The organism is Isoptericola sp. NPDC019571 (assembly GCF_044389385.1).
GTDB lineage: Bacteria > Actinomycetota > Actinomycetes > Actinomycetales > Cellulomonadaceae > Isoptericola > Isoptericola nanjingensis.
The window spans coordinates 222,016-233,581 of sequence record NZ_JBIRXZ010000003.1 but is presented as its reverse complement, the minus strand read 5'-3'; the positions used below and the strand labels follow the sequence as shown (position 1 = coordinate 233,581).

The 11,566-nt window shown below is 75.7% G+C and carries 9 protein-coding genes; 6 read left to right on the top strand and 3 right to left on the bottom strand.

What is annotated here, in order from left to right:
- Positions 1–58: 58 nt before the first annotated feature.
- The 6 genes from ACH443_RS06825 (at position 59) to ACH443_RS06800 (ending at position 8,047) form a co-directional block, all read left to right on the top strand.
- Positions 59–1,558 carry a cytochrome ubiquinol oxidase subunit I gene (locus ACH443_RS06825; RefSeq protein ID WP_429764020.1) on the top strand — a complete coding sequence of 500 codons (1,500 nt, stop codon included), beginning with the start codon at positions 59–61 and terminating at the stop codon, positions 1,556–1,558.
- Between the two features lie 43 nt (positions 1,559–1,601).
- On the top strand, positions 1,602–2,651 hold the full coding sequence (gene cydB, locus ACH443_RS06820) for a cytochrome d ubiquinol oxidase subunit II (protein WP_429764019.1): 1,050 nt from the start codon (positions 1,602–1,604) through the stop codon (positions 2,649–2,651).
- Positions 2,652–2,703: 52 nt separating this feature from the next.
- On the top strand, positions 2,704–4,488 hold the full coding sequence (gene cydD / locus ACH443_RS06815; protein ID WP_430589854.1) for a thiol reductant ABC exporter subunit CydD: 1,785 nt from the start codon (positions 2,704–2,706) through the stop codon (positions 4,486–4,488).
- 44 nt (positions 4,489–4,532) lie between these two features.
- Complete coding sequence (gene cydC, locus ACH443_RS06810; protein ID WP_430590001.1) at positions 4,533–6,245, top strand: thiol reductant ABC exporter subunit CydC; 1,713 nt, start codon at positions 4,533–4,535, stop codon at positions 6,243–6,245.
- A 66-nt stretch (positions 6,246–6,311) separates the two neighbouring features.
- Positions 6,312–7,235 carry an ABC transporter ATP-binding protein gene (locus tag ACH443_RS06805; protein ID WP_429764017.1) on the top strand — a complete coding sequence of 308 codons (924 nt, stop codon included), beginning with the start codon at positions 6,312–6,314 and terminating at the stop codon, positions 7,233–7,235.
- A complete protein-coding gene (locus tag ACH443_RS06800; protein WP_429764016.1) occupies positions 7,232–8,047 on the top strand; it encodes an ABC transporter permease in 816 nt (271 codons plus the stop codon). The genes ACH443_RS06805 and ACH443_RS06800 overlap by 4 nt, the downstream gene beginning before the upstream one ends.
- Here ACH443_RS06800 and ACH443_RS06795 read toward each other — a convergent pair.
- Genes ACH443_RS06795 through ACH443_RS06785 form a run of 3 tightly spaced genes read right to left on the bottom strand, consistent with a single transcriptional unit; the run spans position 8,044 to position 11,566 of the window.
- Positions 8,044–9,669, bottom strand: a complete 1,626-nt coding sequence (locus tag ACH443_RS06795; RefSeq protein WP_430589853.1) for a phytoene desaturase family protein — start codon at positions 9,667–9,669, stop codon at positions 8,044–8,046. The genes ACH443_RS06800 and ACH443_RS06795 overlap by 4 nt on opposite strands.
- Positions 9,666–11,030, bottom strand: coding sequence for a dipeptidase (locus tag ACH443_RS06790; protein WP_430589852.1), 1,365 nt, complete (start codon positions 11,028–11,030; stop codon positions 9,666–9,668). The genes ACH443_RS06795 and ACH443_RS06790 overlap by 4 nt, the downstream gene beginning before the upstream one ends.
- Entirely contained in the window at positions 11,027–11,566 is a 540-nt protein-coding gene (locus tag ACH443_RS06785) for a hypothetical protein (protein ID WP_430589851.1), read from the bottom strand. Before ACH443_RS06785 ends, ACH443_RS06790 begins: the two co-directional genes overlap by 4 nt.

The window sequence follows — 11,566 nt, the reverse complement described above, 5'->3', positions numbered from 1 at the left end:
CGCACACCGGTGGTCCTACGGTCGAAGGACCGCTCCGACGAGTGAGCAAGGAGAACCCGTGGACGCCCTCGCACTGGCCCGCTGGCAGTTCGCCATCACGACCGTCTATCACTTCATCTTCGTCCCGCTGACCATCGGTCTCGCACCGCTGGTCGCCGGGATGCAGACGGCGTGGGTCGTCACCAAGAAGGAGCGCTGGCTCCGGCTGACCAAGTTCTTCGGCAAGCTCCTGCTGATCAACTTCGCGCTGGGCGTGGTCACCGGCATCTGGCAGGAGTTCCAGTTCGGGATGGCGTGGAGCGAGTACTCCCGCTTCGTGGGCGACGTCTTCGGCGCGCCGCTCGCGATGGAGGCGCTGGCCGCCTTCTTCGTCGAGTCGGTCTTCCTCGGCCTGTGGATCTTCGGCTGGGACCGCGTGTCGAAGAAGGTGCACCTCGCGGCGATCTGGCTGTTCGCGCTCGCGACGAACCTCTCGGCGTTCTTCATCCTCGCCGCGAACTCGTGGATGCAGCACCCGGTCGGCACGATCTTCAACGAGGAGACCGGCCGCGCCGAGATGGAGTCGATCGGCGCCGTGCTCAGCAACAACACGCTGTGGGCCGCCTTTCCCCACACCATTTCGGCCGCGTTCCTCACCGCCGGCACGTTCGTGTGCGGCGTCGCCACCTGGTGGATGGTGCGGCTCGTGCGCAGCAGGAAGCCGGAGAACGTCGAGAAGGCGCGCACCGTCTACCGGCCCGCGGTCCTCGTCGGCGTGTGGACCATGATCATCGCCGGCGCCGGCGTGATCTGGTCCGGCGACCTCCAGGGCAAGCTCATGTACGAGCAGCAGCCGGGCAAGATGTCGTCGGCCGAGGCCCTGTGCGAGGGCACCGAAGCCGCCGAGTTCTCCATCCTCGCCGTCGGCCCCCTGTACGCCGGGTGCGAGGACGTGGACCACCTCATCTCCGTGCCCGGCGTCACCAGCTTCCTGGGCACCGGCCACTTCTCCGGCCCCGAGTCCTACCTGCCCGGCGTCTACGACGTGCAGGAGCAGTACACCGAGCGGTACGGCGACGTCACCGCCTCGGGCGAGCCCGTCACCTACACCCCGCCGCTGGCCATCACCTACTGGTCGTTCCGGCTCATGATCGGCCTCGCGGTGTTCTCCCTGGCGCTCGCGCTGACGGCGCTGTGGGCCACCCGCAAGGGCAGGGTGAGCGACAGCGTCTGGCTGAGCAGGCTCGGCCTCCTCGCGATCCCGACACCGTTCCTCGCCTGCTCGTTCGGGTGGATCTTCACAGAGGTCGGCCGCCAACCCTGGGTGGTGGCGCCCAACCCGACGGGGATCGACCAGGTGCGGCTCCTCACCGAGCGCGGCGTGTCCACAGCGGTGCCGGCGGGGGTGATCCTCACGTCGATGATCGTGCTCACCCTCGTCTACGCGGTGCTCGCCGTCGTCTGGTACCGCCTCATGCACCGGTACGCGGTCGAGGGCGTCCCCGACGTCGTCCGCGACGAGTCGCCGGAGGCGCAGGACCCCGACGACGCCGACCGCCCGCTGTCCTTCGCCTACTGAGCGCCATCGCGTAGCTGGCATCGAGACCGAGACTGGGAGACCCATGGACCTCGCGATCCTCTGGTTCGTCATCATCGCCGTCCTGTGGACCGGCTACCTCGTGCTCGAGGGCTTCGACTTCGGCGTCGGCATGCTGCTGTCGATCCTGCCGCGCGGCGGCAAGGAGCAGCGCGACAAGGAGCGTCGGGTGCTGATCAACACGATCGGGCCGGTGTGGGACGGGAACGAGGTGTGGCTGCTCACCGCGGGCGGCGCCACGTTCGCCGCCTTCCCGGAGTGGTACGCCACGATGTTCTCCGGCTTCTACCTGCCGCTGCTGATCATCCTGCTGGGCCTCATCGCCCGCGGCGTCGCGTTCGAGTACCGCGGCAAGATCTCCGACACCCGCTGGGCGCGGCGCTGCGACGTCGCCATCCAGTTCGGGTCGTGGGTCCCCTCGATCATGTGGGGCGTGGCGTTCGGCAACCTCGTGCGCGGGCTGCTGCTGAACGAGTCCCACCAGTACGTGGGCGGGTTCTGGGCGCTGCTCAACCCGTTCGCCCTGCTCGGCGGCCTCACGACGCTGGTGCTCTTCCTCCTGCACGGCAGCGTCTTCGTGGCCCTCAAGACCGACGGCGACGTGCGCGAGCGCGCGGGCCGGCTCGCGGCGGCGCTGTCGGTCGTGGCGCTCGTCGTCGCGGGCGGCTGGGCGGTCTGGGCGCAGGTCGCCTACTCGGTCACCTGGACGTGGGCGGCCGTCGCGGTCGCGGCCCTCGCGCTGGTCGGCGTGGTCGTGGCCGCCCGGGCGCGGCGGGAGGGCTGGGCGTTCACGCTGTCGGCCGTCGCCATCGCGAGCGCCGTCGTGCTGATCTTCGGCTCCATGTACCCCGACGTCATCCCCGCCCTCGACGGCGGCGAGGCCCTCACGGTGGCGGAGGCGGCCTCGACGCCCTACACCCTCACCGTGATGTCGTGGGTCGCGGTGGTGCTCACGCCGCTCGTGATCGCCTACCAGGCGTGGACGTACTGGATCTTCCGCCGGCGCCTCTCCAGCAAGGACATCCCCGCCCCGGCCGGGCTGTCGTGGCAGAAGATCAAGGACGCGGCGTTCTGACGCGCGCCTTGTCGTCGATACTGACCGCTGTGCCGACCCCTGGCCTGATCCCGTGAAGCCCCTCGACCCCCGCCTGCTGCGGCGTGCGCGCGCGGCCCGGTGGTACGTCGCCCTGACCGCGGCCCTCGGCGTCGCCGCCGCCGGGGCCGTCGTGCTCCAGGCCTTCGCCATCGCGCACACCCTCGGGCCGGCGGTCACGGCGGGCAGCGCGGGCGCGCCGCTCGCCCTGGCCGACGTCGCGCCGTGGCTCGGGGCGCTCGTCGCCGCGATCGCCGCACGCGCCCTGATCGCCTGGGCGCAGGAGCGGTACGCGCAGAAGGCGGCGGCCGACGTCGTGGCCGAGCTGCGCGAGCAGGTCGTGGCGCACGCCGTGGCGCTGGGCCCGCGGCCGGCCGGAGACGGCAGCGAGGGCGAGGGACCCGCCGCCACGGCGACGCTCGCCACACGCGGCCTGGACGACCTGGGCCCGTACCTCGTGCGCTACCTGCCCCAGCTGCTGCTCACGGCGATCCTCACCCCGGTGCTCGTGCTGGTCGTGCTCGGCCTGGACTGGGTCTCCGCGCTGATCTGCGTCGTGACGCTGCCGCTCGTGCCGCTGTTCATGTGGCTGGTCGGCGTCATGACCGCGGGCGCCTCCGAGCGTCGGCTGCGCACCATCGAGCGGCTCGGGTCGCAGGTGCTCGACCTGCTGGCCGGGCTGCCGACCCTGCGGGCCTTCGGTCGCGAGATCGGGCCCGGCGCCCGCGTCCGCTCCCTCGGCGACGCGTCGCGGCGCGCCACGATGGGCACGCTGCGGATCGCGTTCCTGTCCGGGATGGTGCTGGAGCTGCTCACCACGCTGTCGGTCGCGATCGTCGCCGTCGGCGTCGGCCTGCGCCTCGTCGAGGGGATGATCGCCCTGGTGCCCGCCATCGCCGTGCTCGTGCTCGCGCCCGAGGTCTACCTGCCGCTGCGCCGCGTCGGCGCAGAGTTCCACGCGTCCACCGACGGCCTCGCCGCCGCCGAGCGGGCCTTCGCCCTCCTCGAGCGGCCGACCCCGACCGCGGGCACCACGCCCGCGCCGGCCCTCGCCGGCGCGACCCTCGTGCTCGACGGCGTCGGCGTGCGCGCCGGCGACCGCGGCGTCCTCGCCCCCGCCGGGCTCACGGCGCGGGTGCCGCTCGGCACCGGCCGCCCCGGCGGCGGCAGGGTCGTCGCGCTGCGCGGCCCCAGCGGTGCGGGCAAGTCGACGGCGGCGCTCGTCCTCCTGGGGCTGCTGCGCCCCGACGAGGGCCGGGTGCTCGTCGAGCCCGTCGCGCAGGGCGTCGGCGGGGCTCCCGTCGACGTGGGCCCCGTCGACCTGGCCGACGTCGACCTGGCCACCTGGTGGCCGCAGGTCACGTGGGTGCCGCAGCGCCCCACCCTGGCCCCCGGCACGGTGCGCGACGCCGTGACGGACGGTCGCCCGGTGCCCGACGACGCCCTGGCCGCCGCCGCCCGCACCACCGGCCTGGACGACGTCGTCACGGCGCTGCCGCTGGGGTGGGACACCCCGGTCGGGCTCGGCGGCACCGGCCTCAGCGTCGGGCAGCGGCAGCGGGTCGCGCTCGCGGCCGCGCTGCTGGACGGGGAGGCCCCCGATGACGGCGCTCCCCCGCCCCTCGTGCTGCTCGACGAACCCACCGCGCACCTCGACGCCCGCGGCGAGCAGGTCGTGCTCGACACCGTGCGCGCCTGGCGTGACGCCGGGCGCACCGTCGTCGTCGTGGCGCACCGGGCGTCGCTGCTGGCGCTCGCGGACCAGGTGGTGGACGTCGCCGCGCGCGCCGTCGGGCAGGCCGAGGCGGTGGCGTCGTGAACGCCGCCACCCGCCCCGCCGACCCGCTGCGCCGGGTGCTGCCCATGCTGGAGGTGCGCTGGGCCCGCGTGGCGCGCGCCGTCGCGCTCGGCACCCTGGCGCTCGGGTTCTCCGTGGGCCTGGCCGCCGCCGCGGCATGGCTCATCGCCCGCGCGTCGCAGATGCCGCCCGTGCTGCAGCTCTCGGTGGCCGTCGTGGCCGTGCGCGCCTTCGGCACCGGCCGCGGCGTGCTGCGCTACCTCGAGCGGCTCGCCTCCCACGACGTCGCGCTGCGCGGCATGGCCGCCCTGCGCGCCAACCTCTACGACGCGCTGGCCCGCGGGCCGGTGACGCGCGTGATCGCGCTGCGCCGCGGCGACCTCCTCGCCCGCGTGGGCGCCGACGTGGACGCGGTGGGCGACGTCGTCGTGCGGGCGCTGATCCCGGCCGGGGTGGCCGCGTGCGTGGGGCTCGGCTCCGTGGTCCTGGTGGGGGCGTTCCTGCCCGCCGCGGGCGCCACCCTGCTCGGGTGCCTGCTGCTCACGGGCGTGCTGGCGCCGTGGCTGGCGTCCCGCGCGGCGGCGTCGGTCGAGCGCCGGGGCGCCGCCGCCCGGGCCGAGGTGACCGGGCGCGCACTCGAGCTGCTGGAGGACGGTCAGCAGCTGCGCGTCGCCGGCCGGCTCGACGACCGGCTCGCCGGCCTGCGCGCCGCGGACGCGCGGCTCACCCGCTCCACCGACGACGGCGCGCGCGTCTCCGGCACGTCGGCCGCGATCGACGCCGGGGCGCAGACCCTCGCCGTGCTGTGCTCGCTGCTGCTCGGGCTCCCCGCCGTCGCGGCGGGCACGCTGACGCCCGTCGAGCTGGCGGTCGTCGTGCTCACGCCGCTCGCCGTCTTCGAGGCGACGTCGACGCTGCCCGCCGCCGCCGTCCAGCTGCGCCGGTCGCGGGAGGCCGCGCGCCGGCTGGTGGCCCTCCTGCCCGACCTGACGGACACCCAGCCCACCGGGGTACGCCGCACGTCTGACACGCTGCTGGAGCTCGACGCCGTCGACGCCGGCTGGGCGGACCGCACCGTGGTCGCCGGCGTCGACCTCGCGCTGCGGCCTGGCGGCGTCGTCGCGCTGGCGGGACCGTCCGGCGTGGGCAAGACGACGCTGCTGCTCACGGCAGCCGGGTTGCTGCCGTCGCGCTGCGGCGCCGTCCGGGCGGGCGACGGCGGCGCGCTGTTCGTCGCCGAGGACGGGCACCTGTTCGGCACCACCGTGCTGGAGAACCTCCGCGTCGCACGGCCCGACGTCACCGCGGACGACGCGCGCGACGCGCTCGCGGCCGTCGGCCTGGACGCCTGGCTCGCCGGGCTGCCCGACGGCCTGGACGCCATGCTCGGCCCGGACGGCGCCGACGTCTCCGGCGGCGAGCGCCGGCGGCTCCTGATCGCCCGGGCCCTGCTGACGCCCGCCCGCGTGCTCCTCGTCGACGAGCCCGCGGAGCACCTCGACGACGCCACCGCCGACGCCCTCGTCGCCACCCTCGCGGCGCACGCCCGCGACACCGGGCGCGCGGTCGTCGTGGCGTCGCACCGCCTCACGCCGCTCGCCGTCGCGGACGAGGTGCTGCTGCTCGGCACCGCCGACGGCGACGCCACGGGCAGCCCGGGGGGCGCCCCGGCGCGGGTGGTCACGCGCGGCCCGCACGGCACGCTGCTGCGCGAGGACGCGGGCTATGCCTGGGCCGTGAGCCAGGAGGGGGCGCTCGCGGGTCCTCCCGTCGGCTGACCCGGCCCGTCGCCGTCCACCCCAGGGATGACGCCCCGGGCCGCGGAGCGCGGCTAGCGTCCGATGGTGATCACCATCGAGTCCCTCACCAAGCGGTACGGCGGCTTCGCGGCCGTCGACGACGCGTCGTTCACGGCCGCCCCCGGGCGGGTGACGGGCTTCCTGGGGCCCAACGGCGCCGGCAAGTCCACGACGCTGCGCATCCTGGTCGGCCTCGCCGAGCCGACGTCGGGCAGCGCGCGCGTGCTCGGCCGCCGGTACGGCGACCTACCGAACCCGGGGCTCGAGGTCGGGGTGCTGCTGGACGCGTCGGCGCAGCACGGCGGCCGGACGGGCCGCGAGACCCTCGACCTCGCCCGGCGCACGATGGGTCTGCCCGCAGCCCGGGTGGACGCCATGCTCGACCTCGTGGGCCTCACCGGCACCGAGAGCCGGCGCCGGGTCCGCGACTACTCGCTCGGGATGCGCCAGCGCCTCGGGATCGCCACCGCCCTCCTGGGCGACCCGCGGGTGCTCGTGCTCGACGAGCCCGCGAACGGGCTCGACCCGGCCGGGATCCGCTGGATGCGCGACCTCCTGCGCGGCTTCGCCGACGACGGCGGCACGGTGCTGCTCTCCAGCCACCTGCTCGCCGAGATCGAGATGATCGCCGACGACATCGTCATGATCGGCCGGGGCCGCATCGTCGCCTCCGGGCCTACCCGCGACCTGCTCGCGGGGGTCGGCACCCTCGTGCGGTCCGACGACGCCGCGGCGCTCGGCGCAGCACTCTCGGCGGCGGGGTTCCAGGTCACACCCACCGCCGACGGGGCGGTCGCGACCGACGCCGACCTGGCGGCCGCGGGGCGCGTCGCCTTCGGCGCCGGCCTCGCCGTGACGGAGCTGCGGACCGCCGACGGCGCCGGCCTGGAGGAGATGTTCCTCGAGCTCACTGCCGCCGACCAGCGCGACCCCGCATCGACCGTCACCACGAACGGAGCCGCCGCATGACCGCCGTCGACACCACCGCCTCCGAACGCCCCGCCCCGACCCTGGCCGGGAACCGCAGGCCCGCGCCCGTGCCGATGACCCGCCTTGTCGACGTCGAGGTGCGCAAGATGCTCGACACCCGCGCCGGCGCGTGGCTGCTGGTCTCCATCGCGCTCATCGCCGGTGCCGTGGTCGGTGCCGTGGCGGTGTGGGGGCGCGACGACGAGGTCGGCTTCGCCTCGTTCACGTCCATGATCGGGTTCCCGATGCAGCTCGTGCTGCCGATGGTGGCCGTCCTGGCCGTCACCAGCGAGTGGAACCAGCGCAGCGCCCTGACGACCTTCGCGCTGGTGCCCCGCCGCGGCCGGGTCGTCCTCGCGAAGGGGGTCGCGACCGTCGCGGTGGCGGTGGCCGCCGGCGTCGTGCAGCTCGCCGCCGCGGCCCTGGGCACCTTCGCCGCCTCCGCGTTCCGCGGTATCGACCCCGCCTGGGACCTGACGCTCGAGCAGGCGTCGCGGGCAGCGCTGCTCGACGTCGTGGCCCTCGCCGTGGGCTTCGGGTTCGCCGTGCTGATCCGGGCGTCCGCGCCGGCCCTGGTGGCCTACCTCGGGTTCGTCCTGATCCTGCCGTCCCTGTCCGGCATGATCGCCGGCCTCGCCCCGTGGTGGGCCGAGCACGGCTCCTGGCTCGACCTGAGCCTGGCGATGAGCGTGCTCGGCGCGCCGGCGGTCACCGACGAGCAGTGGGCCCAGCTCGGGACGGCGGGGCTCGTGTGGATCGGGCTGCCGCTCGCCGTCGGCATGCGGCGGCTGCTGCGGGTCGAGATCCGCTAGCCGCCCTGACCGGAGGCGCCGAGCACCGCCATCGCCGCGGCGCGGCCGGGAATGCCGCTCACTCCCCCGCCGCGCCGCGCGCCCGCGCCGGCCAGCAGCACGCGCGGGTGCGCGGTCTCCACGCCCCAGGAGCCCGGGCGGTCGAGGCCGGCCTCGTCGTCGTCCGGCGCCCACGGCCACGACAGGTCGCGGTGGAAGATGTGACCGCCCGGCAGGCCGACATCCCCCTCCAGGTCCACGGGGCTGCGGGCCTCGAGGCAGGGACGCCCCTCGGCGTCGCGCAGCAGCACGTCCTCGATCGGCTCGGCAAGGACCGCGTCCAGCGACGCGAGCGTGGCCGCGAGCGCCCGCTCCCGGGTGGCGTCGTGCGTGGCGGCGTCGCCTCGGAACAGCCGCGCGGGCATGTGCAGGCCGAACAGGGTGAGCGTGTGGGCGCCCGACGCGCGCAGCTCCGGCCCGAGGATCGACGGGTCCGTCAGGGAGTGGCAGTACGTCTCGCACGGCGGCAGGTCGGGGATCTGCCCCGACGCCGCCTGCGCGTGCGCGGCCCGGAGCTGCGCGGCCGACTCGTTGACGTGGAAGGTGCCCCCGAACGCGGCGGCCGGGTCGACGCCGTCGCGGAGCCGGGGCAGGCGGCGCAGCAGGAGGTTCACCTTGAGCTGGGCGCCCTCGGGCGGCGCGGACGTGGCGCGGCCCGACGGCGCCGCGCCGGCCGCGGCCAGCAGGCGATCGAGGGTGGCGGGCGCCGCGCCGCACAGCACCGTGCCCGCCGCGACCTCATGGTCACGACCGTCCTCGTCGGTCCACGCGACCCGCGCCTCGCCGCCGCTGCCGGGGTCGACGGCGGACACCGCGGCCCGCGTCATGACGGTGGCGCCGGCGGCGACGGCCGCGTCCCGCAGCGCCCCGGACACGGCGCCCATGCCGCCCACCGGCACGTCCCAGTCCCCGGTCCCGCCGCCGATCACGTGGTAGACGTAGCAGCGGTTCTGCGCCAGCGAGCCCTCGTCGAGGTCGGCGAACGTGCCGATCAGCCCGTCGGTGGCGACGACGCCCCGCACGACGTCGGAGGCGAACCGCTCGCGCAACGCCTCCCCCAGCGGCCGCTCGACGAGGTCGCGCCAGGTCGCGGCGTCGTCCACGAGGGCGCGGGCCTCGGCCCGCGACGGCAGCGGCTCGGTGAGCGTCGGGAAGAGCCGGCTCGCCAGTCGGCCGGTGGCGGCGTACCAGCGCTGCCACGCCGCGTGGTCGTCCGCCGCGCCGACGGCCGCGAACGAGCCCCGCGTGGCGGCGTCGTCCCCGGTGTCGACGAGCAGGCCGGCGTCCCCCACGGGCGTGTACGACGAGTACCGGCGGCGCCGGAGGGTCACCGGCAGAGCCAGCTCCTCGACGATCCGGCGCGGCAGGAGCGACACGAGGTAGGAGTAGCGCGACAGCCGCGCGTCCACGCCCGGGAACACCCGCGCCGACACCGCCGCGCCGCCCACGTGGTCGAGGCGTTCGAGCACCAGCACGCTGCGCCCCGCCCGCGCCAGGTACGCGGCCGCCGTGAGCCCGTTGTGCCCGCCGCCCACCACGACGGCGTCGTAGCGGGCGGCCGCCGGGCGGTGCTCCGCCGTCATGCGCCGAGGCGGGCCAGGAACAGCGCCTCCCCCACCGCCAGGTTCTCGATCTCGCTCGGGTGGACGCTCTCGTTCGGCGCGTGGATGAGGCAGGCCGGCTCCTCGACGCCGAGCAGCACGATCGCCGCGTCGGGGTACTGGCCCGCGAGGATGTTGCACAACGGGATGGACCCGCCCTGCCCGGCGGTCACGGTGGCGCGGCCGTAGGCGTCCGCGAGCGCCGTGGAGAGGGTCTCGAAGACGTGCCCCTCGGTGCGGGCGGCGAACGGCTGGCCCGGCGTGTCCCTCTCCACGGTGACGCGCACGCCCCACGGCGCGTGCGCCTCGAGGTGCGCGACCAGCTTGTCCTGCAGATCGCGGGCGTCCGCGCCGGGCGGCACGCGCAGGTTGAGACGGGCCGCGGCGCGCGGCTGGATCGCCGCGGCCGACCCGACGACGGACGGCGCGTCGATGCCGAGGATCGTCACGACCGGGCGGGCCCACAGCATGTCGGCCACGGCGCCGTCGCCGAGCAGCCGCGTGCCCGGCAGCGCGCCCGCGTCGGCACGGAACTGGTCGGCGTCGTACCCGACGCCCGGCCACGCCCCCGAGGCCTCCACGCCGTCGATCGTCGTGTTCCCCTCGGTGTCGCGCAGCGAGGCCAGGAGCGCGACCAGCGCCGCGAGGGCGTCGGGCGCGGCGCCGCCGAACATGCCCGAGTGGATCTCGCCCTCGAGCGCCTCCACGCGCACGACGACGCTCGTCGCGCCGCGCAGCGACACGGTGAGCGTGGGCAGGCCGAGCGTCGCGTTGCCGGTGTCCTGGATGAGCATCGCGTCGGCGGCCAGGGCGCCCGGGGTCGCCTCCACCCAGCCGTCGAGGCCGCCGGTGCCCTGCTCCTCCGAGCCCTCGATCACGATGCGCACGCCCACCGGCAGGTCGTCGCCCACCAGCGACCGCAGCGCCCGCAGCGCCGTGAGGTGCGTGACGATGTTGCCCTTGCAGTCCGCCGCGCCGCGGCCGTAGAGCCGGCCGTCACGCTCCGTGAGCTCGAACGGCGGCGTGGTCCAGGCGGCGTCGTCGAGCGGCGGCTGCACGTCGTAGTGGGCGTACAGCAGCACGGTCGGGGCGCCGGGCGGGCCGGGCCGGTACCCGACGACGACGTCCGAGCCGTCGGGGGTGCGCTCGCGACGCGCGTCGTCGATGCCCTCGGCGCGGAACGCGTCGACCACCCACCGGGCCGCGCGCTCGCACTCCTCGCGCGGGAAGAGCCGCTCGTCCGCGACGGACGGGATGGCGACCAGGGTGCGCAGGTCGTCGAGCGCCCGCGGCAGCAGCGGCGCGACGGCGGCGCGCACGGCCTCGACGTCGGTGGCGGTCATGAGGTCTCCTCGGTGCTGGCATCGGTGCTGGGATCGCTGGTGGGCTCGCCGGTGGGCTCGCCGGCGGGCTGAGTGGTGGTGTCGTCCAGGTTCAGCGAGTCGACGTAGGCGTCGAACTCGTCGAGCTGGTCGGGGCAGTAGGTCTCGATCACGAGGCGGTCGCCCTCGAGGCGGCGCTCGTCGAGCACGGAGGGCCGCAGGCCCGGGCCGGCGGCGCCGTTCGCCGAGCCCAGGTTCGCCGTGGCGTCCACGAGCGCGGCGGGATCGGTGCAGAACCCGCCGCCGTCGGACCCGAGCACCCGGGCGATGGTCTCCTCCGAGAAGGCCGTGATGCCGATGTCGGCGAACGCGGCGTGCAGGGTCGCGGCCTTCTGCTCCGCCTCGCGCTCGTCCTGCCGGTCCTGGTGGCCGGCGAACTGGATCATCATGATCGCGCCGAGCAGGAGCAGCAGGACCGCGGCCGCCGTGTAGGTGATCCAGCGTCGCTGACCGCCGGTCCCGCGCCCGGCCTCGTGCGACGGCGTCGTGGTGCTCAT